General features: G+C 68.8%; 15 protein-coding genes and 1 tRNA gene. 13 read left to right on the top strand and 3 right to left on the bottom strand.

What is annotated here, in order from left to right:
• The first annotated feature begins 125 nt into the window (after window positions 1-125).
• From V5F66_RS05385 to V5F66_RS05370, 4 genes are read left to right on the top strand one after another with little or no spacing between them, the layout of a single operon-like run.
• Window positions 126-2,018 (top strand): ABC transporter permease, encoded by a 1,893-nt coding sequence (locus tag V5F66_RS05385; protein ID WP_394002896.1) that lies wholly within the window; start codon window positions 126-128, stop codon window positions 2,016-2,018.
• Complete coding sequence (locus tag V5F66_RS05380) at window positions 2,015-2,797, top strand: ABC transporter ATP-binding protein (protein WP_394093412.1); 783 nt, start codon at window positions 2,015-2,017, stop codon at window positions 2,795-2,797. The genes V5F66_RS05385 and V5F66_RS05380 overlap by 4 nt, the downstream gene beginning before the upstream one ends.
• Complete coding sequence (locus tag V5F66_RS05375) at window positions 2,794-3,498, top strand: ABC transporter ATP-binding protein (RefSeq protein ID WP_394002900.1); 705 nt, start codon at window positions 2,794-2,796, stop codon at window positions 3,496-3,498. The genes V5F66_RS05380 and V5F66_RS05375 overlap by 4 nt, the downstream gene beginning before the upstream one ends.
• A 2-nt stretch (window positions 3,499-3,500) precedes the next feature.
• The gene (locus V5F66_RS05370) at window positions 3,501-4,043 is read left to right on the top strand and encodes a MarR family winged helix-turn-helix transcriptional regulator (RefSeq protein WP_394093411.1); all 543 of its coding nucleotides are present in this window, start codon (window positions 3,501-3,503) and stop codon (window positions 4,041-4,043) included.
• 12 nt (window positions 4,044-4,055) lie between these two features.
• Here the strand turns inward: V5F66_RS05370 and V5F66_RS05365 are convergent, their stop codons facing one another.
• Window positions 4,056-4,472 (bottom strand): hypothetical protein, encoded by a 417-nt coding sequence (locus V5F66_RS05365; protein ID WP_394051119.1) that lies wholly within the window; start codon window positions 4,470-4,472, stop codon window positions 4,056-4,058.
• A 318-nt stretch (window positions 4,473-4,790) separates the two neighbouring features.
• On the opposite strand from V5F66_RS05365, the gene ahpC reads away from it, so the two are divergent.
• The 3 genes from ahpC (at window position 4,791) to V5F66_RS05350 (ending at window position 8,022) form a co-directional block, all read left to right on the top strand.
• Window positions 4,791-5,354, top strand: coding sequence for an alkyl hydroperoxide reductase subunit C (ahpC, locus tag V5F66_RS05360; protein ID WP_012116188.1), 564 nt, complete (start codon window positions 4,791-4,793; stop codon window positions 5,352-5,354).
• Between the two features lie 111 nt (window positions 5,355-5,465).
• The gene (gene ahpF, locus V5F66_RS05355; protein ID WP_394051117.1) at window positions 5,466-7,055 is read left to right on the top strand and encodes an alkyl hydroperoxide reductase subunit F; all 1,590 of its coding nucleotides are present in this window, start codon (window positions 5,466-5,468) and stop codon (window positions 7,053-7,055) included.
• 58 nt (window positions 7,056-7,113) lie between these two features.
• Complete coding sequence (locus V5F66_RS05350) at window positions 7,114-8,022, top strand: LysR substrate-binding domain-containing protein (RefSeq protein WP_394093410.1); 909 nt, start codon at window positions 7,114-7,116, stop codon at window positions 8,020-8,022.
• 98 nt (window positions 8,023-8,120) lie between these two features.
• Here the strand turns inward: V5F66_RS05350 and V5F66_RS05345 are convergent, their stop codons facing one another.
• Complete coding sequence (locus V5F66_RS05345) at window positions 8,121-9,809, bottom strand: Na/Pi cotransporter family protein (protein ID WP_012116191.1); 1,689 nt, start codon at window positions 9,807-9,809, stop codon at window positions 8,121-8,123.
• A 493-nt stretch (window positions 9,810-10,302) separates the two neighbouring features.
• Between V5F66_RS05345 and V5F66_RS05340 the strand changes: the two genes are divergently transcribed.
• From V5F66_RS05340 to gabT, 6 genes are all read left to right on the top strand, one after another.
• Window positions 10,303-12,186 carry an autotransporter assembly complex protein TamA gene (locus V5F66_RS05340; RefSeq protein ID WP_394093409.1) on the top strand — a complete coding sequence of 628 codons (1,884 nt, stop codon included), beginning with the start codon at window positions 10,303-10,305 and terminating at the stop codon, window positions 12,184-12,186.
• Entirely contained in the window at window positions 12,186-16,472 is a 4,287-nt protein-coding gene (locus V5F66_RS05335; protein ID WP_394093408.1) for a translocation/assembly module TamB domain-containing protein, read from the top strand. Before V5F66_RS05340 ends, V5F66_RS05335 begins: the two co-directional genes overlap by 1 nt.
• 176 nt (window positions 16,473-16,648) lie before the next feature.
• A complete protein-coding gene (locus tag V5F66_RS05330) occupies window positions 16,649-17,929 on the top strand; it encodes an efflux RND transporter periplasmic adaptor subunit (RefSeq protein WP_394093407.1) in 1,281 nt (426 codons plus the stop codon).
• Window positions 17,926-19,152: an ABC transporter permease gene (locus V5F66_RS05325; RefSeq protein WP_394093406.1), complete on the top strand. Its 1,227-nt coding sequence runs from the start codon at window positions 17,926-17,928 to the stop codon at window positions 19,150-19,152. Before V5F66_RS05330 ends, V5F66_RS05325 begins: the two co-directional genes overlap by 4 nt.
• Window positions 19,145-19,867 (top strand): ABC transporter ATP-binding protein, encoded by a 723-nt coding sequence (locus V5F66_RS05320; protein ID WP_394002918.1) that lies wholly within the window; start codon window positions 19,145-19,147, stop codon window positions 19,865-19,867. Before V5F66_RS05325 ends, V5F66_RS05320 begins: the two co-directional genes overlap by 8 nt.
• A gap of 82 nt (window positions 19,868-19,949) precedes the next feature.
• On the top strand, window positions 19,950-21,236 hold the full coding sequence (gene gabT, locus V5F66_RS05315) for a 4-aminobutyrate--2-oxoglutarate transaminase (protein ID WP_394093405.1): 1,287 nt from the start codon (window positions 19,950-19,952) through the stop codon (window positions 21,234-21,236).
• A gap of 237 nt (window positions 21,237-21,473) precedes the next feature.
• Here gabT and V5F66_RS05310 read toward each other — a convergent pair.
• Window positions 21,474-21,549, bottom strand: a tRNA-Asn gene (locus V5F66_RS05310).
• Between the last annotated feature and the right edge of the window lie 41 nt (window positions 21,550-21,590).

Genomic DNA, 21,590 nt, shown 5'->3' with positions numbered 1-21,590 from the left:
CGGGGGCAGGGCGGTGCAAAGCCAAAGCCAGGGCGCCCGCGCCCTGCCGCAAGACCCTCCTCCCTCGACGGAGGCGGGTCCAAGACCAAAATCCTTTCCAGGCCGGTGAACGAGAGGCGAGACAAGTGGAATTCCTGTTGGTCCAGGCCCTGAGCGGGCTCGCCAGCGCCGCGTCGCTGTTTCTGGTGGCGTCGGGCCTGTCGATCATCTTCGGCGTGACGCGCATTGTGAATTTCGCGCACGGCGCCTTCTACATGCTGGGCGCCTACGTGGCCTATGTGCTCACCACGCGCTTTGCCGGCCCCATCGGCTTCTGGGGCGCGATCCTCGCTGCCTCGGTCATCGTCGCGGCGCTGGGCGCGCTGATGGAAATGGTGCTGCTGCGCCGCATCTACCACGCCCCCGAACTGTTCCAGCTCCTCGCTACCTTCGGCGTGACGCTCATGGTGCAGGACCTGGTGGTGGTGATCTGGGGTCCCGAGGACCTGCTCGGCCCGCGCGCCCCCGGCCTTGCCGGCGCCGTCAGCCTGTTCGGCCGCATGGTGCCCACCTACGATTTGTTCCTGATGGTGCTTGGCCCGGTGGTGCTCGGCGCGCTGTGGTTGTTGTTCCATCAGACCCGCTGGGGCGTGCTGGTGCGCGCGGCGACTCAGGACCGCGAGATGGTGGCGGCGCTGGGCGTGAACCAGAAATGGCTGTTTACCGGGGTGTTCGCCCTCGGCGTCTTCCTCGCCGCGCTGGGTGGCGCCTTGCAGATCCCGCGCACCACGGTGACCCACACCATGGACCTCTCCGTGATCGTCGAGGTGTTCGTGGTGGTGGTCATCGGCGGGCTCGGCTCGGTGCTGGGGGCGTTCGTCGCCGCCATCATCGTGGCGGAGCTGAACGCTTTCGGCATTCTCATCCTGCCGCAGATCTCGCTCATCATGGTGTTCCTGGTGATGGCGGTGGTGCTGGTGGTGCGGCCCTGGGGCCTGTTCGGCAAGGCCGAGAGCGCGCCGCGCCCCGCCGCCGGCCTCACCATCCGGCCGTGGCGGCCGTTCTCCACCGCCGAGCGGGTGGCGGTGGCCGTGGCGGTGGCGGCCGTGGCGACGCTGCCCTTCTTCCTCGGCAACTACGCCCTCACCGTCGGCGCGGAAATCCTCATCTTCGTGCTGTTCGCCGCCAGCCTGCATTTCATCATGACCGTGGGCGGCCTCGCCTCCTTCGGCCATGCCGCCTATTTCGGCCTCGGCGCCTATGGGGCGGCCTTCATGGTGAAGTTCCTCGGCGCGCCCATGGAGGCGGCCCTCCTCGTCGGCCCGGCCCTGGGGCTGGTGGGGGCGGTGCTGTTCGGCTGGTTCTGCGTGCGGCTCTCGGGCGTCTATTTCGCCATGCTGACGCTGGCCTTCGCGCAGATCGCCTGGTCCGTGGCCTTCCAGTGGGTGGACGTGACCGGCGGCGATAACGGCCTGCTGGGCATCTGGCCCTCGGCGTGGGCGGCCAAGCCCCAGGGCTTCTTCTGGCTGGCGCTGGCGGTGGCGGTGATCGGCGTCGGCCTGTTGCGGATGCTGGTGTTCTCGCCCTTCGGCTACGGCCTGCGGGCGGTGCGCGACAGCACCCTGCGCGCAGAGGCCATCGGGCTGGATCGGGCGCGGCTACAGTGGGCCGCCTTCGTGGTCGCCGGCACCTTCGCCGGCATCGCCGGGGCGCTGTTTGCCTTCCTGAAGGGCTCGGTGTTCCCGGACTTCATGGGCATCCCGACCTCGGTGGACGGCCTTGTGATGGTGTTGCTCGGCGGCATCGAGACGGTGTCCGGCGCGGTGGTGGGGGCGGTGCTCTACAAGGCGCTGGCCATCTGGCTCATGAGCCAGACCGACCTCTCCAAGCTGGTGCTGGGGGCGGTGATCGTGGTGGTGGTGCTGGCCTTCCCGAAGGGGGTGGTGGGCTTCATCGAGGACATGCGCCACCGCTGGTTCGCCCCAAAGAAACCCACGGCCGAGGCGGCGGCCCTCGCCAAGGTGGAGGCCGCGCGATGAGCTTGCTGCTTCAGGTCGAGAACCTCGAAAAATCCTATGGCGGCGTCCATGCGGTGCGCGGCGTCACCTTCAGCCTGGATGCCGGCACGCTTTTGGCCCTCATCGGGCCCAACGGAGCGGGCAAGAGCACCTGCTTCAACATGCTGAACGGCCAGATCAAGCCCGATGCCGGCACCATCCGCATCGATGGCAAGGACATCCGGGGCCTGCCGCCGCGCGCGGTGTGGCGGCTCGGGGTGGGGCGCACCTTCCAGATCACCGCCACCTTCGCCTCCATGACGGTGCGGGAAAACGTGCAGGTGGCGCTGCTCTCCTTCCACGGCCTGATTACCCGCGTGTTCGGCTTCGCCGGCACAGCCTGCCGGGCAGAGGCGGAGGGGCTGCTGGAGCTGGTGGGCCTCACCTCCCAGGCCGAGCGGCCGTGCGGGGAGCTGGCCTATGGGGACCTCAAGCGGCTGGAGCTGGCCGTCGCGCTCGCCAACCAGCCGCGCCTGCTGCTGATGGACGAGCCCACCGCCGGCATGGCCCCAAAGGAGCGGGTGGAGCTGATGCGCCTCACCGCCGAGATCGCGCGGGAGAAGGGCATCGGCGTGCTCTTCACCGAGCACGACATGGACGTGGTGTTCGAGCATGCCGACGCGGTGATGGTGCTGAACCGCGGCCAGCTCATCGCCCGCGGCACGCCGCTGGAGGTGCGCCGCGACCCGCAGGTCCGCGCCATCTATCTGGGCGAAGGCCTGCTCTATGACGCCCGGCATCGCGAGGGATCTGCCGCATGAAACTCCAGGTCTCGAACCTCAACAGCCATTACGGCCCCGCCCACATCCTCTACGACGTGGGGCTGGAGGTGGGCGCCGGCGAGGTGGTGGCGCTGCTCGGCCGCAACGGCGCCGGCAAGAGCACCACCTTCCGCTCCATCGTCGGCCTCGTGCCCCAGCGCGCCGGCACGGTGGTGTTCGACGGGGAAGATGTCTCCGCCCTGCCCACCTATGAGATCGTGCGCCGGGGCCTTGGCTACGTGCCGGAGGACCGGCGCATCTTCAATCAGCTCACGGTGGAAGAGAATTTCATGGTGGGCCGGCAGGCGCCGCGCGCGGGCGTCGCCACCTGGAGCCCGGAGCAGCTTTATGTGCTGTTCCCCAACCTCGGCGAGATGCGCAAGCGCCCCGGCGGCCAGATGAGCGGCGGCGAGCAGCAGATGCTCACCATCGGCCGCACGCTCATGGGCAACCCTTCCCTCGTGCTTCTGGACGAGCCCTCCGAGGGCCTTGCGCCCAAGATCGTGGAGCAGATGGCCGACGCCATCCTCACCATGAAGAAACAGGGCCTCTCCATCGTCATCTCGGAGCAGAATCTGCACTTCGCGAAGCTGATCTCGGATCGCGCCTATATTATCGAGAAGGGGCGCATAAGGTTCTCTGGTACCATGGCGGACCTTGAGGCGAACCCCGAGATTCGCGACGCATATCTGGCGGTGTAGGCATGGCTCCAAAAAAAACCGCACCGGTAAAGCCGGCACAGGCGAAGGCCGCGGCGGTTAAGGCCGAGCCGGTTAAGGCTGAACCGGCGGACGCTGCGCCCGCCCGCCGTCCGGCCCGGCGCGCCAAGGCCACCGCGCCCTATATCCTCGACGAGCAGGTGGGCTTCATGCTGCGGCAGGTGGCCCAGCGCCATGCCACCCTGTTCGCGGCGCGCATCGGCGACGATCTCACCATGACCCAATGGGCCGCGCTGGCGAAGCTGGCCGAGACCGGCCCCTGCTCGCAGAACCTTCTAGGTCGCCACACCGCCATGGATGCCGCGACCATCAAGGGCGTGGTGGACCGCCTCGCGCGGCGCGGCTTCGTGGAGACCCGGCCGGACCCGGAGGATGCACGGCTCCTCGTGGTGTTGCCCACCGAGGCGGGACGCGCGGTGATCGCCCGCGCCACCCCCAACGCCTTCGCCATCACCGAGGAGACGCTGGCGCCGCTTGATCCCGCCGAGCGCGCCACGCTGCTGAAGCTGCTGGCGCGGCTGCGGTAGGGGGCGGGAGGTTCAGGCCAGATCCATAAGGCACTGGCGCTCGTCGGGGTCACTGACGAGCGCAATGATGCGTTGCCGGACCCGCTCCGCAAGGGCGACGACCTCATGCCAGGCAGGATCATCGAGGATCGCCACATGATCATAGAGGCGGCTGCCCGGAGGGGCATGTGCGATGATGGCATCGTAAAGCGGGGTCAGCGCCTCGAACTCGTCAGCCGAGATGATGTTGTGGTCTCGATAGAAAGTCAGTTGTTCGAAGTCGGGATATGAACAGCAGAACTCCACGTAGGTCCAATGAGGACTGGGGGTGGGTGGGTTCAGCCACGTGCGCCGTTGTAGGGGGAGATCGGCAAGTTCGTTGACGCTCCAGAAGATGAGCTTACGGAGGAGGGTGCGCTCTTCCGATTTGGATACCGGATGGTCGGACATACACGCACCAAGCTGGACCGGTTCATCTCGACCCCGACTCTAGTCGAAGGGATTGACAGGGTTGCGACACACCCGGGCGGGGCGGCGGTAGATAGTCGCGCGCAAATGTCGCACCGCACCTTCGGCTCCGCCCCCGCTTTTCCCGCCGGCCCGTTTCACGGGCTTTCGCTGCCAAATGAAGCGCTTGGGCCTTTTCGTGATAGTCAGTGTCTATCAATATCGACAATCTTATCTATTTCATTTATCCCTATCCCGGCCTTATGTTGCGTCGCGAAGGCCCTGGCCTCTCGCACCGCAACAGCCATCCAAGGAATTGCCATGTCTCTCGTCAATACTCCGGTCAAGCCTTTCAAGACCACCGCTTTCAAGCAGGGCAAGTTCATCGATGTGTCCGAGGCGGACCTCGCCGGCAAGTGGTCGGTGTTCTTCTTCTACCCGGCCGACTTCACCTTCGTTTGCCCCACCGAGCTCGGTGATCTCGCCGATCACTACGAAGACTTCAAGAAGCTCGGCGTCGAGATCTATTCCGTCTCCACCGACACTCACTTCACCCATAAGGCGTGGCACGATTCGTCCGAGACCATCGGCAAGGTGCAGTACGCCATGCTCGGTGACGCCAGCGGCGCCATCACCAACAACTTCGAAGTGATGCGCGCGGGCCAGGGCCTCGCCGATCGCGGCACCTTCATCGTGGACCCCAACGGCATCATCCAGGCCGTGGAAGTCACCGCCGAGGGCATCGGCCGCGACGCTTCCGAGCTTTTGCGGAAGATCAAGGCTGCGCAGTACGTCGCCTCCCATCCTGGCGAGGTGTGCCCGGCCAAGTGGCAGGAAGGCGAGGCGACCCTTGCCCCCTCGCTCGACCTCGTCGGCAAGATCTGAGGCCATCCGGGTCCTTCCATTGGGGAGGACCCATCCCTCCCGCCGCGCGTTCTGCGCGCGGCGGATGCGGAGCACCTTCTCGTTTTACAAAGCATTCGTCGGAGAATTGCCATGCTCGACACAGCCATGAAGACTCAGCTCAAGGCGTATCTGGAGCGGCTCGTCCGACCCGTCGAAATCACCGCCTTCGTGGACGACGGTGCCAAGTCGAAGGAGATGCTGGAGCTGCTCTCCGACATCACCGACTGCTCGCCCAAGGTCACCGTCGCCGAGCGCCGCGACGGGGATGCTGCCGGCGCCCGCGTGCCCTCCTTCGCCCTGTCCAGCCCCGGCGAGAGCATCGCGCTCACCTTCGCGGGCCTGCCCATGGGCCATGAATTCACCTCGCTGGTGCTGGCGCTGCTGCAGACCGGCGGCTACCCGCCCAAGCTGGAAGCGGAGGTCATCGAGCAGATCAAGGCACTGGACGGCGACTTCGTCTTCGAGACCTATTTCTCCCAGTCCTGCCAGAACTGCCCGGATGTGGTGCAGGCCCTGAACCTCATGGCCGTGCTGAACCCGAAGATCCGCCACGTGGCCATCGACGGCGCCCTGTTCCAGAAGGAAGTGGACGCCCGGCAGGTCATGTCGGTGCCCACCGTGTACCTGAACGGCGAAGTGTTCGGCCAGGGCCGCATGGGCGTGGAAGAGATCGTCGCCAAGCTCGACACGGGTGCAGCCGCCCGCGATGCCAAGCGCATGGCCGAGATGAACCGCTTCGACGTGCTGGTGGTGGGCGGCGGCCCGGCCGGCGCCACGGCGGCGATCTATGCGGCGCGCAAGGGCATCCGCACCGGCGTTGCCGCCGAGCGTTTCGGCGGTCAGGTGCTGGACACCATGGCCATCGAGAATTTCATCTCCGTGCCCTACACCGAGGGGCCGAAGCTTGCCGCCGCGCTGGAGCAGCACGTGCGCGAGTATGAGGTGGAGATCCTCAACCTCCAGAAGGCGGTGAAGCTGGTGCCCGGCGCCGACATCGTCGAGGTGGAATTCGCCAACGGCGCTAGTCTCCGCTCCAAGACGGTGATTCTCGCCACCGGCGCCCGCTGGCGGCAGATGAACGTGCCGGGCGAGGACACCTATCGCAACAAGGGCGTGGCCTATTGCCCCCATTGCGACGGCCCGCTGTTCAAGGGCAAGCGCGTGGCGGTGATCGGTGGCGGCAATTCCGGCGTGGAAGCGGCCATCGATCTGGCCGGCATCGTTGCCCACGTGACGCTGATCGAGTTCGACAGCGCCTTGCGCGCCGACGACGTGCTCCAGCGCAAGCTGAAGAGCCTGCCCAACGTCACCATCCTCACCTCGGCCAAGACCAGCGAAGTGCTGGGCGACGGCCAGAAGGTGAGCGGCCTCACCTACGAGAACCGCAACACCGGCGACAGCGTGAAGGTGGAGCTGGAAGGCATCTTCGTGCAGATCGGCCTTCTGCCCAACACCGAGTGGCTGAAGGGCACGGTGGAGCTGTCTCCCCGCGGTGAGATCGTGGTGGATGCCCACGGCCAGACCTCGGTGCCCGGCGTGTTCGCCGCCGGCGACTGCACCACGGTGCCCTACAAGCAGATCGTGATCGCGCTGGGCGAAGGCGCCAAGGCCTCGCTCTCCGCCTTCGATCACCTCATCCGCTCCAGCGCGCCGAAGGAAGAGGCGGTGAAGGCCGCGTGACCGGCCGGGCACGCCACTTCCTCTTTCTCCGGGCGACCTCCCACGGGGGCCGCCCGCGGTGACCCTGCGCGAACTGCAATATCTCGTCGCCCTGGCCGACCACCGGAACTTCCGGCGGGCGGCCGAGGCGTGCCTCGTCAGCCAGCCCACCCTCTCCACCCAGCTGCGCAAGCTGGAGGAGGAACTGGGCGTGCCGCTGGTGGAGCGCGCCCCGCGCCGGGTCATGCTCACCCCCGCCGGCCGCGAGGCGGTGGAGCGGGCGCGGCGCATCCTCGACGAGGTGGAGCAACTGAAGGAAGGCGCCCGCCGCAGCTGCGCGGCGGAGGCCGGCGCCCTCAAGCTCGGCGTGTTCCCGACGCTGGGGCCTTACCTTCTGCCCCATGTGGTGCCCCTCATCCGCGCCCGTTTCCCGGAGCTGGAGCTGCTGCTGTTCGAGGAGAAGAGCGCTGCCCTCATCTCCCGGCTGAACTACGGCACGCTGGATGCCGCCTTCCTGGCGCTGCCGGTGCACGACAGCCATTTCCATGCAGAGTTTCTGTTCGAGGAGCCGTTCCTCCTTGCCGTGCCGGGCACCCATGCGTTGGCCAGCCGCGACAACCTCTCCATCACCGAGCTGTCGCACTACAATCTGATGCTGCTGGAGGATGGCCACTGCCTGCGCGACCAGGCGCTGGACGTGTGCCAGATGGCCGGGGCGCGGGAGAAGTCCGAATTCCGCGCCACCAGCCTGGAGACCTTGCGCCAGATGGTGGCGGCGGGGGTGGGCATGACGCTGCTGCCAATGCTGGCGACCCGCAACCCATCCCAGCCGGCCGAGAACATCCACCTCCTGGAATTCAGCGATTCCAAGCCCAGCCGGCAGATCGCCATGCTCTGGCGCAAGACCTCCGCCATGGGCCGGCTTCTGGCCGATGTGGCGCAGGTGTGCCGCACCCTGCCGCAGGAGTTGCTGGCACGCCGGCATTGAGGAGGCTGCAGCCGTCATGGCCGGGTTTCAACCGGCCATGACGGAGCGATAGCTTCGGTCTGAAAGTGTTGGACCTGCCGCGGGCGCTTCTGCCGCCGTCACGACAGATCGGCCGGCTCCGGTCCTGCCGCGATGCGCGTGTCCAGCAGTTCGCCGGTGCGGGCCAGCACCGGATAGGCGGCGGCAGCCACCACGTGGGAATTCACCAGCTTCAAATCGCGCACGATGTCGATGTGCAGGCCGCTGGCGTCTGCGAGCGTGGCAAGGCCCTGCCGCAGGCGGTCGAAATGCCGCCGCGCCGCCAGGGTCTCGCTGTCGCGGAAGGCGGTCTTCTCCAGCGCCAGCAGGCGCGCGGCGCGCGGGTCGGCGGTCATGAACAGGGAGGAGGCGAGGCGGATATTGGCCTTCAGCCGCTCCATGAGCTGGTCCAGCTCCGCCTGCTGCGCGGATGAGAAGGCGATGCCGCGCTTGAGCCGCTTGCCGGCATCGGTCATCAGGCGGCCGCACACCACGTCCGCTGCCTGCTCCATGTTGGCGGAGAAGGCGAGGATCTCTTCCACCCGCCGGCGGTCGGCGGGGCTCATGTCCTCGGGATCGAGCATGGCGAGATAGGTGCGGATCTCCCGGTTCAGCCGGTCGGGAATGTCGTCGCGCCCGCGCGTTTCCGCGATGCGCCGACGGTCGCCGGTAAGGAGCGCGCCGGCGGCCTCGTCCAGCATCTCCTCAAGCGCGTCGGCAAGGCGCAGTGCCTCGCGCGCGGCGGCGCCCAGCGCCAGCACCGGCATGTCCCGGTCGGCGGCGGTGAGATAGCGCGGCCGGGTGGGGTCGGCGGCATCCTCCCGGTCCGGATAGAGCCATTCCAGCGCGCGAGCGAACGGCTTCAGCAGGGGCAGGAAGACCAGCGCCGTGGCGAGGTTGAACAGGGTGTGGAAGTCCACCGCCACGCGGGACGTGTCCGGCTGGAATTCCACCATCCAGCGGCCGATGGGCTCGATGAGCGCCAGCGCCACGGCCACTCCGAGGATGCGGTTGATGAGATTGCCCATGGGCAGGCGCCGGGCGGCCGCATCGTCCCGCCCCATGGCCTCCACCACCGGCGCGATGGCGCTGCCGAGATTGGCGCCGAGCACCAGGGCGATGGCGGCATTGGGCGGCACCACGCCCTGCGCCGCCAGCGAGGCGGTGATGAGCACCACGGCCACCGAGGAATGCACCGCCCAGGTCAGCACCGCCGCCAGCAGCACGTCCAGCAGCGGCACCGTGGCGACGGCGCCGAGCAGCATGCGGATTGAGGGCGCATCCTCCAGCGGCCGCAGCAGGTCCACGAGGTGGGAGAGCGCCAGCACCACGAGGCCGAGGCCGATCATCACCCGGCCAAGATCGCGCATGCCGGTGCCGGCACCGCGCCGGAACATGATGAGTCCGGCAAGAATTGCCACCGGCGCCACCGCCGTGACATCGAAGGACAGCACCTGGACGATGAGGGTGGTGCCGATATTGGCCCCGAGCATCACCGCCAGCGCCGGCACCAGCGCGACGAGTCCCGCCGCTGTGAAGCCGGACACCATGAGCGCCGTCGCCGTGCTGCTTTGGAGCAGCGTGGTCACAGCCGCCCCCGCCACGAAGCCCTGCAGCGGATGGCGCAGGGCGCGGCCCAGCACCACCTTCAGCCGCGGTCCCAGCGCCCGCATCACCCCGGTCTGCACCATGTGGATGCCCCACAGGAGCAGCGCGGCGAAGCCGGCCAGATCCAGCAGCGTGACGGAAAAGCTCATGGAAGAACCCATGGTGAGACCTCCGCTGGCAACCTCCGTTGCGATTTTCGGACCCATCGCGCCGATGCACGCCGGGCGAAGCACCAGAGTAGGCACCATTGATATTGCGCTGCAATATAAATGGTGAGCCGCCTTCAGGGCCCGATGAAGGCAGGTCCGGCGCGGCGCTGGCAGCCGGTGTTCAACCTGCGATGCTCCCATTGGGTTCGGACAGCCACGCAGATCGTGCGCAAAGCAGCGCTGACGTTGGCCCGCACGGCGGCGTAAGCGGTCGCGTGGCCGCCGGCCGTCCTGCGTGGTAATTGCTTAAGGCTAAATGGGGTACAGGGTGGCGTTAGGAGAGCCCATCGTGTAGGCTGATTTGTGACATAAAGATCACATCTTTGCCGTAACACTGGCTGAAATGGAAGGCATCGGGCGGGGTTTGGTGGCGATATCAGGGCGACATTACTGGAACCGGCTGCGTCCGTTACTGCTTGCAGCCGTGGCTGTAACGCTTTCGGCTGTGCCGTCGCATGCCCAGGATGACGATTTCTTCAGCTCCATCGCCGCGTTGTTCAACCCGAATCCGGCGTCGCGCCAGGCTCCGGTCATCGATGCCACGCCCTATACTTTGAACATTGAGGTCCAGGGCGGCGACAGCAGCCTCAAGAACGCCGTCACCCAGGCCTCCAACCTCGAAAGCCTGAAGGATCGGCCGCCCTCCGGCGCTGCCGGTCTGGTGCGCCGCGCGCTCTCCGATTTCGAGCGGATCACCGCCGCGCTCTACGGGGAAGGCCGCTATGGAGCCACCATCCACATCACCGTTGCCGGCATTGCGCCCAACGCCCCCAACATCTTCGACGTGGTGGAGCGGGCCCGCAAGGCCGGCCCGGTTCCGGTGCAGGTGGTTGTCGATCCCGGCCCGCCCTTCGTCTTCGGCGACATCCGCATCCTCGACGCGGCCACCCGCCGCCCGCTCGCGGACGGCCCGAGCCTGCGCGCCCTTGGCCTCGAGCCGGGCGAATCCGCACGCGCCGATCGCGTGGTGCGTGCCGAGGCGGTGGTGGTGGATTTCTGGCGCGAGCGCGGCCACCCCTTCGCCCGCCTCACCGGCAAGGACGTGGTGGCCGACCACGCCACCCACCGGCTCAACGTCACGCTTCTGGTCGAGACTGGGCCGGTAGCCACCTTCGGGACCTTCACCGTCTCGGGCGCCGACTTTCTGCCGCCCAACTTCATCGAGGAACGGGTGGAGATCCCGCCCGGCACGCCCTATTCGCCGGACCGGCTCACCCGCCTGCGCAAGCGCCTGTTGACCATCCAGGCCATCGCCAGCGTGCGCATCCGCGAGGGCGAGCGGCTGGACGCCCAGGGCCGGCTGCCCATCTATATCGAGGTACGCCCGCGCGATCCGCGTTACGTGGGTTTCTCGGCCAAGTATTCGAGCACGGATGGCTCGTCCATCAACGGCTTCTGGGGCCACCGCAACCTGTTCGGCGGCGGCGAGACCTTGCGGCTCGACGCCTCGGTGTCGTGGTTCGGTGGGGTGCCGGAGGCGGTGCCCAATGCGGACCCGTTCGGCTACAAGCTCGCCGCCAGCTTCGTGAAGCCGGGCATATGGACCCCTCAGGACGACCTGATCCTCAACGCCGCCATCCTGCGCGAGGTGACCAACGCCTATGTCCGCGAGGGTGTTGTCGCGCTCCTCGCCGTGCGCCACCGCTTCGACGACCAGCTCTCCATGCAGGTGGGCGTCGACTTCGAGGACGGACAGGTGGAGGACACCACCGGCATCTACAATGCGCTGGTCACCGGCATCCCGGTGGACATCTTCTATGACACCACCGACAACGCCCTCGATCCCTCCCGCGGCATCCGCCTGAACGCCACTGTGGAGCCCTTCGCCTATCTCGGCGACAGCGGCGCCGGCCCGGTGATGCTGAAGGCCGCGCTCTCCGCCTATCACGCTTTCGACGACGACCGGCGCATCATCATCGCCGGCCGGGTGGCGGCGGGCAGCCTCGTGGGCGTCGGCGATCTCTACGACGTGCCGCCGCAGCGGCGCTTCTATGTGGGCGGCGGCGGCTCGGTGCGCGGCTACGATTACCAGTCGGCGAGCCCGCGCAACGCCTTCGGCCAGATCGTGGGTGGCCTGTCCTTCTTCGAGGCGTCGGCGGAACTGCGCGTGCGCATCACCGACACCATCGGCATCGTGCCCTTCTTCGACATGGGCTCGGCCTTCGCCACGGAATATCCCGACTTCAGCGGCCTGAAATATTCCGCCGGCATCGGCCTGCGCTATTACACGCCCATCGGGCCGCTGCGGGTCGATTTCGCCGTGCCGCTCAATCCCGGCCCCGATGACGGGTCCTTCGGCGTCTATGTCAGCCTGGGGCAGGCCTTCTGATGGGAAAAGTGCGCACCCTCGCCAAATGGACCGGCCTTGCGCTTGCTGGCCTGACGCTGCTGCTCGCCCTGGCGTTCGGCGCCATCCAGACCCCGCCGGGCAAGGCGCTTCTGGCGCGCGTGGGCTCTTCGCTTGCCTCCGCCAATGGGCTGAATGTCGAAATCTCCGGCATTACCGGCTTTGTGCCCGCCAACATGGCGGTGGCGCGGATCGTCGCGTCCGATCCCAAGGGCCCGTTCGCCGAGGTGGAGAATGTGAGCCTCGACTGGAATCCCCTGTCGCTGCTCCTCGGCTCACTCGACATCGACACCGCCGGCGCCACCCGCATCGCGCTCCAGCGCAAGCCCGAGCTGCCACCGGCCCCGGCCTCGCCCCAGACCACCAGCGGTGGCGGCGGCTTCGCCGTACCGGTGCGGATCGGCCGTCTGTCGCTCGATGAAATCGTCATCGACGAGCCGGTGCTCGGGCATGCCGCCGTGCTGTCGCTGGTGGCCACCGCCGAGCTGCGCTCGCTGGAGAGGGGGCTGTCCGGCGCCTTCAATCTCAAGCGGCGGGACCAGCCGGGCAGCCTCACCGGCCGGCTCGGCTATGTGCCGCAGACCGAGCACCTCGACCTCGACATCACCGCCGAAGAACCGGCCGGGGGCCTCGTGGCGCGGGCGGCCGGCATCGCCGACCTGCCGGCCATCACGGCGACCCTCAAGGGCGTCGGCCCGCTGGATGCCTGGGACGGGCGTCTCGACGTTGCGGCCGGCACCGCTGCCAGGATCGAGGGTTCGGCAAAGGTGCGGGCCACCGGTGCGGCGCGGCGCGTAAGTTTCACTGCCGAGGCCGACATCGCCCGGCTGGTTCCGGCCCAGATCGCGCCCCTGCTGGAAGGGGGCGTGGAGCTCGCCGGCGCCGCCACCATCGACAAGGCGCGGCGCATCGCCATCGAGAGCGCCACCGCCCGCTCCGCAGGCTTCGGCGCCGGCGTGCATGGCACGGTGGATGCGGACGCCATGACCGCTGATCTCGCCTTCGGCCTCAAGGCCGGCGAGGCGGCCCGCTTTGCCGGACTCGTGCCGGGCGTCACCTGGAAGGCGGCGGCGGTGGACGGCACTCTGAAGGGTGCGTTTGAGGCCCCCGTGCTTGCCGCCCGCGCCACGGCCGAGGACCTGAAGGGCGCCGGCTATGGCGCCGGGACCGTCGAAATCACCGCCGCCACTCTTCCCGATGCCCGCCAGACCCTCGCCTTCACCCTCGACGGCCGGGCGGACGGGCTTTCCGCCGCCGACACCAAGGTGGCGCAGGCGCTGGGGCGCACGGCCAGCTTCCATGTGGCCGGCGCTCAGCCGAAGGGGAGGGCCCCCGCCGTCACCGCCGCCACGGTGGAGCTTGCCGCCCTCACCAGCCGCTTCAACGGCACCGCCTCGGCGGAGAAGATCGCCGGCACGCTCAAGCTGGAGAAGCTGGATCTCGCCGCCTTTTCCCCCCTCGCCGGCCGTCGGCTGGCGGGTACCGCGGCGCTGGACGCCACCATCGATGCCAGCGGCGATGTCTCCCGCGTGGAGGCGACCATCACCGGCGGCACCAGGGATGTGGCCACCGGCATCGCGGCGGTGGACGGCCTGTTCGGCGTCACCACGACCCTTGCCGCCAAGCTGGCGCGCGACGGGCAGGATGCCATCCGCGTCGACCGTTTCAACCTCGCGTCCGACAGCCTGACGGTGACGGCCGATGGCACCCTTTCCCGCGCCCGCGCCGACCTTGCGGCCAAGCTCGCGCTGGCGGATGTGGCAAAGCTCGATCCCCGCGTCTCCGGCGCGGTGACGGGGGAAGCAGCGTTCCGGGGCAGCCTCGACAAGCTGGGCCTCACCGCGCGGCTGCTGATGCCCGCCGGCACCGCCATGAAGCAGAAGGTGGAAGGCCTGAGCCTCGCGGTCATGGCCTCCGACCTCACCGGTAACCCGGCGGCTGAGTTCACCCTCGACGGCCGGGTGGCCGGCAAGCCCGCCACAGGTTCGGGCGCTTTCACCACGCTGGCGGACGGGGCGCGGCAGTTGAAGAACCTCGTTATCGCCATCGGCTCGGTCTCGGCCAAGGGCGACCTGCGGCTCGATGGCAAGGGACTTGCTGACGGGACGCTCACCATCGCCGCCGGCGACCTGAACGATCTTTCTCCCCTCGCCCTCACCGAGCTGGCCGGCCGGCTCAATGCGGATGTGCGGCTTGATGCCAGCGGCGGGCGCCAGCGCGTGGCGGTGAAGGCGGATGCCGCCAATGTCTCAGCCGCCGGGCAGAGCGTGGGCAGCGCGCGCATCGATGCCACCGTGGTGGACCCGGCCGGCGCCCCGGCGCTGGACGGCACGGTGCGGCTGCGCGCCGTGAACGCCGGCGGCATGGACATTTCGCAGGCCAATCTCACCGCCAATGGCGCGGCGGGGGGAACGAGCGTCAATCTCGATGCCGTGGTCAACGGCGCGACGCTGACCACCACCGGTCTTCTCACCCCGCGCGACGGCACCATCGGCTTCCGCCTCGATCGCCTCAATCTCGCGCGCGGCGGCACCAGCATCACCACTGCCGCACCGGCCAATTTCCGCTGGTCGGGCGACACCCTCGCCATCGACCGGCTGACGCTGACCACGCGCGGCGGCAGCGCCAGCGTGTCCGGCCGGGCCGGCTCTTCGCTGGCGCTGGACGTGACCCTCACCACCCTGCCGCTGGCGCTGGCGGACCTCGCCGCCCCGGGTCTCAATCTGTCCGGTACGCTGTCCGGCAGCGCGCGGCTCGAAGGGCCAGCGGCGGCGCCTACCGGCACCTATTCGCTGACCGTCGCCCGGGTCAGCACCCGCGACCTGTCCGCCAACGGCATCGGCCCGCTCGATGTCCGCGCCGATGGCCGGTTCGCGGATGGGCGCGTGAGCACGCGCACGACCGTGACCGGGCGGTTCCTGTCGGATGTGACCCTCACCGGCTCGGCGCCCCTGGGCGCGGGCGATCTCGATCTCGCGATCCGGGGCGCGCTGGATCTCGGCGTTGCCAATCCCATGCTCGCCACCTCCGGCGCGCAGGTGCGCGGCCGGGCGGCTATCGATGCCACCGTGCGCGGCACCGCCGCCGCGCCACGGGCGGGCGGAACGGTGCGCATCTCCGGTGCGCGCTTCGACGATGGGGTGAACGGGGTCAACCTCTCCAACATCGAGGGCGTCATCACCGGCACGGATCGCTCGGTGACCCTATCGTCCCTCACCGCGCGCACGCCCAACGGCGGCGGCCTCTCGGCGCGCGGCACGGTGGCGCTGGAGCCGGCGCAGGGCTTCCCCGGTCGCATCGACGTGGATCTCACCAATGCCGGCCTCGTCAACAGCGACCTGATGCGCCTCGTGGCCGAGGGGCGGCTCGCGGTGGAAGGGGCGTTTGCCAACAATCCGCGTGTCACCGGCCGGCTGGTGGTGCGCCATCTCGACGTGAACATTCCTGATCGCCTGCCCGGCGGCGGCGCAGCGCTGAACGTGCGGCACGTGAACGGCGGCCGCAATTGGAACGTGAGTACCAACCGACCGGGCGGCAAGGCCGGGGCCAACGCGCCGCGCCGGAGCAATGCCGGCATGGCGCTGGACCTCACGGTCTCGGCCCCGAACAACGTGTTCGTGCGCGGCATGGGTCTGGAGGCCGAACTCGGCGGCGACCTCAAGGTTGGCGGCACCACCGCCAGCCCGGCGACGCTCGGTGGCTTCGAGATGCGGCGCGGCACCTTCGACATTCTGGGCCGGCGGCTGAATTTCACCCGCGGCAAGATCACCTTCAACGGCACCACGGATCCGGACCTCGACTTCGTGGCGGAAACCACCGCCAACGACATCACCGCGCAGATTCTGGTCACCGGGGCGGCCTCGCGCCCGGACGTGACCTTCAGTTCCACCCCCACCCTACCGCAGGACGAGGTGCTCTCGCGCCTCATGTTCGGCCGCTCCGCCGGTTCGCTGACGGGAGCGCAGGCGCTGCAGATCGCCCAGACCATCGCGCAATTCTCCGGCGGCTCCGGCGTCCTCGACCAGATGCGCCGCTCGCTGGGCGTGGACAGTCTGGACGTGGGCACCAATGCCGCCGGCACCGGCGGCCAGGTGGGCATCGGCCGACGCCTCAACGACCGCATGTATCTGGGCGTGCGGCAGGGCACGACGCCCGGCTCCAGCCAGGTCACGGTCGACATGGACATCACCAAGAACATCCGCCTGCAGGGCGCCACCGGCGCCGACGGCTCGGCCGAGGTCGGCATCGGCGCCCAGTGGGACTACTGAGCGGCGCGGGGCAGGGAAGGGCGCGGCTTATTGCTGCGCTCAAGTTGAGCCAGCGCCTTTAACCGGCCCGCAATGCGGACCATGATGCCGGGGCTCGCACCATCGAATCCCGGCGCCCGGCCTTCCCTGATGCGAGCCCCGCGCATGGCGCCAAGCCGCAACCGTTCAGGGATAAAGTGGACCAGATCACCCCCGCTGCCGACACCGCGTCGCGTGACCTGCCGAAGGCGGCGGGACACGGCGGCCTCATCGCCGCCCTGTGGCATCGCAAATGGCGGATCGCCGCCCTTATGCTGGTGCTGGCCGGGGCGGGCTGGGGGCTGCTGCGCTGGCGCGCGGGGCCGGAGGTGGTGGTCTATCCGGTGGTGAAGGCCGAGCTGGTGCGCACCGTGGTCGCCACCGGCCATGTGGAGACCCCCTACCGGGTGAGCATCGGCAGCCAGATCACCGGCACCGTCAAGGAGGTGCTGGTGGAGGAGGGCCAGAGCGTGCGGCAGGGCCAGCCGCTGGTTTCCCTCGACGCCACCGAGCTTGAGTCCGCAGTGGTGCAGGCCGAGGGCGCCGTGGCCCAGGCCGACGCCCGCATGCGGCAGCTGCGCGAACTCACCAAGCCCGCCGCCGACGAGGCGCAGAAGCAGGCCCGTGCCAATCTCGACAATGCCCGCGCCGCCTTCGATCGCGCCGACAAGCTGGCCAAATCCGGCGCCGGCACCCAGGCGACCCTGGACGAGGCGACGCGGGCGCTGAATGTCGCCCTGACGCTGGCGCGCACGGCGGAGCTGCAGGTCTACACCTCAAGTCCCGGCGGCAGCGATTATGTCATCGCCGAGACCCAGCTGAGCCAGGCCAAGGCGAACCTTGCCACTGCCCGGGCGCGGCTCGGCTACGCCACCATCACCGCCCCGCGCGACGGCGTGCTCATCACCCGCAGCGTGGAGCGCGGCGCCGTGGTGCAGGCGGGCAAGACGCTGCTGGTGCTGGCGCCGGCCGGCGACACCCAGCTCGTAGTCCAGATCGACGAGAAGAACCTCAGCCTGCTCAAGCTAGGCCAGAGCGCGCTGGCCTCCGCTGACGCCTATCCGGACCAGCGGTTCCCCGCGAGCCTCACCTATATCAACCCCTCCGTGGACATCACCCGGGCCTCGGTGGAGGTGAAGCTTACGGTGCCCGAACCGCCGGTCTACCTGCGGCAGGACATGACCGTGTCCGTGGACATCGCGGTGGATCGCCGGCCGGACGCGGTGGTGGTGCCCGCGCGCACCGTGCACAGCCCCACCTCGGCGGCGCCGTTCGTGCTGGTGGCGCGGGACGGGCGGGCGCGGGAGCAGAAGGTCCGCCTCGGCCTGAGGGCCGGCGACCAGGTTCAGGTGCTGGAGGGGCTCACCCCCGGCGAGGCGGTGCTGCCGGTGGCCTCGGGTGTGCGCGCCGGCCAGCGCATCCGGCCGGTGTCGCGATGAACCGCTGGCTGCCGTTCGAATGGATCGCCGCCCTGCGCTTCCTCGGCGAGGGCCGCATGCAGACCGCTTTCATCCTCGGCGGCATCACCATCGGCGTGGGCGTGATCGTGTTCATGTCGGCCATGCTGGCCGGGCTCCAGACCAATTTCATCAAGCGGGTGCTGACCTCCCAGCCGCAGATCCAGCTGCTGCCGCCGGAAGAGGTGGCGCGTCCGCTGCGCTTCGATCCGGGCGTGATCGAGGGCGCGCTGGTGCAGAAGCCGTCCCAGCGCATCCTCTCCATCGACCAGTGGCAGTCCATCGCTGTCGCCATGCGGGCGCGGCCGGACGTGGTGGTGGTGGCACCCACGGCCTCAGGCTCCGCCCTGGCCGTGCGGGGCGACGCCAGCCGCTCCATCTCCATCACCGGCATGGAGCCGGAGCGGTATTTCCGCATCGTGCGGGTGCCCGACTATCTGGTGGCCGGGGAGGCGCGCCTCGGCACCGATGACATTCTCGTCGGCACCGAGCTGGCGAAGGACCTGGGGGCTGGCGTGGGCGACAAGCTCAACGTGACCACGGCCAACGGGAGCGGGCGCATCCTCACCATCACCGGCATCTTCGATTTCGGCAACAAGGCGGCCAACGGGCGCAACACCTATGTGGCCCTGCGCACCGCCCAGAGCCTGCTCAACCTCATCGGCGGCGTCACCACCATCGACATGACGGTGACCGACACCTACGCCGCCGAGGACATCGCCCGCGACATCGCCGCCGTGGTGCCGGTGGAGGCGGACAGCTGGATCACCACCAACGCCCAGTTCTTCACGGCGGTGCGGGCGCAGCAGACCTCCAACACCCTGATCCGACTGTTCGTGGGCATCTCGGTGGCGTTCGGCATCGCCGCCGTGCTGGTGGTGTCGGTGATCCAGCGCTCCAAGGACATCGGCATCCTGCGCGCCATGGGCGCGTCCCGGGGGCGGATCCTGCGGGTATTCCTCATCCAGGGTGGAGTGCTGGGCCTCTTCGGCTCTCTGCTGGGGTCGGCGGCCGGCGCCGGAGCGCTCATCCTCTGGCACCACCTGCTGCGGCAGGTGGACGGCTCGGAGCTGTTCCCGCTGATCCTGGAGCCGAGCCTGTTCGTGGCCGCAGCGCTGCTCGCCACCCTGACCGGCGTGGTCGCCGGCCTTGCCCCGGCGGTGCGCGCCGCCAGCATCGATCCGGTGGAGGCGATCCGTGGCTGATGTGCTGGCGCTTCAGGCGATCCGCAAATCCTACGCCATCGGCACGCCGGTGGAGACCGAGGTGCTGCACGGCATCGACCTCACCCTGCGGGCCGGCGAGTTCGTGGCGCTGATCGGCCCGTCCGGCTCGGGCAAGAGCACGCTGCTCAACATCATCGGGCTGCTGGACAGCCCCACCTCCGGGCGCCTCGAAGTCACCGGGGCCGACACCACGCAGCTCGACGATGCCGCGCGCACCCGGCTGCGGGGCCACGCCATCGGCTTCGTGTTCCAGTATCACTACCTGATCTCGGCCTTCACGGCGGCCGAGAACGTGATGATGCCCATGCTGGTGGACCGCGGCCACCCCGACCGGCAGATGGAGCAGCGGGCCGACGAACTGCTGGACTGGGTGGGCCTCAGCCGCTGGCGCAACAACCGCGCCACCAACATGTCGGGCGGCCAGCAGCAGCGGGTCGCCATCGCCCGGGCGCTGGCCATGGAGCCGGCTTTGGTGCTCGCCGACGAGCCCACGGGAAACCTCGACACCGCCTCCGCCGACAGCGTGTTCGCGCTGCTGCGCCGGATCAATGCCGAGCGGGGCACGACCTTTCTCGTGGTCACCCACAATATGGCGCTGGCCGAGCGCTGCGACCGCATCGTCGAGCTGGTGGACGGCCGCATCCACGCCGAGCGCGCCGGACGCACTGAGCCGGGAGTGGTTTCGTCCGGTTGAGGCCGGCGGGTGGCGCCAATCAATCCCATACCCGCGGAACGCGATCGCGTCTTATCCTGAGGCAACAAAAAGGAGGAGCGCCATGTCCGAGAATGCCGCGCTGCAAGCCCGCCGAACCAAGGCCATTCCCCGGGGCATCGCCACCGCCTATCCGATCTTCGCGCAGAAGGCGGAGGGGTCGGAGGTCTGGGACGCCGACGGCACGCGCTACATTGATTTCGCTGGCGGAATCGCCGTGCTCAACACCGGACACCGCCACCCCAGAGTGCTGGCGGCGGTGCGCGCCCAGCTCGACGCCTATACCCACACGGCGTTCCAGATCGTGCCCTACGAGCCCTATGTGGCCCTGTGCGAGCGGCTGAACGCCATCGCCCCCTTCACCGGCGCGGCGAAATCCATCCTGTTCTCCACCGGTGCCGAGGCGGTGGAAAATGCGGTGAAGATCGCCAAGGCCGCCACCGGCCGCACCGGTGTCATCTCCTTTTCCGGCGGCTTCCATGGCCGTACGGCGCTGACCATGGCGCTCACGGGCAAGGTGCTGCCCTACAAGAAGAAGTTCGGCATCTCCCCGCCCGGCATCTTCCATCTCCCGTTCCCCTGCGCCGACCATGGCGTGAGCGTCGCCGACACGCTCAAGGCGCTCGATTACCTGTTCCGCGCCGACATTGGCCCCCAGGACGTGGCGGCGATCATCATCGAGCCGGTGCAGGGCGAGGGCGGCTTCCTGCCGGCGCCCACCGAGCTGCTGGTGGCCTTGCGCCAGACCTGCGACGCCCATGGCATCGTATTGATCGCCGACGAGGTGCAGACCGGCTTTGCCCGCACCGGCCGCATGTTCGGCATCGAGCATTCCGGGGTCGAGCCGGATCTCGTTACCGTGGCCAAGTCGCTGGCCGGCGGCTTTCCCCTGTCGGGCGTGATCGGTCGGGAGGCGATCATGGATGCCGCCGAGCCGGGCGGACTCGGCGGCACCTATGCCGGCAATCCCATCGCCTGCGCCGCCGCCCTCGCCGTGCTGGACGTGATCGCCGAGGAGAAGCTGGTGGACCGCGCCAACGCCATCGGCGCCCGCATCAAGGACGCCCTTACCCGCATGGCCCTGCGCAACGACGCCGTTGCCATCGGCTCCATCCGGGGGCCGGGCGCCATGGTCGCCTTCGACGTGGTGAAGAAGCGCGGCACCGTGGAGCCCGACGCCGACGCCGCCCGGCGCGTGACCCAGGCGGCTCTGGCCGACGGGCTCATCCTCATCACCTGCGGCGTCTACGGCAATACCATCCGCCTCCTGAACCCGCTGACCATCCCCGACGCGCTCCTCGATGAGGGCCTCGGCAAGCTGGAGCGGGCGCTGGTGGCAGGTGCGGCCTGAAGCTGGCGAGCTTGATGGATTCGTTGAAGCGGGCGGTTTCGGAAGGCCGGCCCGCTTCCTTGGCGCCTACAGTGCGCGGGAGCCCGAAGCAGCGCTCAAGGCGGCCCCGCAATCATGTGATGATGTCGGGGGTGGAATGCGTCGCCAAACCCCGCTGCACGTCCAGCTCCGCAAGCGCCGAGCCCATGAGCCCTTATGCCGTGCCGGCGACCGTGAGCGTGCTGTGCGGGGTAGAAATGGCTCCCTGAGCAGGACTCGAACCTGCGACCATTCGATTAACAGTCGAACGCTCTACCAACTGAGCTATCAGGGACCGTGGGTCTTGCGACCGAGGCGGGCGATATAGCAACCGCT

It is taken from the genome of Xanthobacter versatilis (genome assembly GCF_043193975.1).
In the GTDB taxonomy this organism is placed as follows: domain Bacteria; phylum Pseudomonadota; class Alphaproteobacteria; order Rhizobiales; family Xanthobacteraceae; genus Xanthobacter; species Xanthobacter autotrophicus_E.
This window is presented reverse-complemented; position numbering and strand designations above follow the sequence as displayed.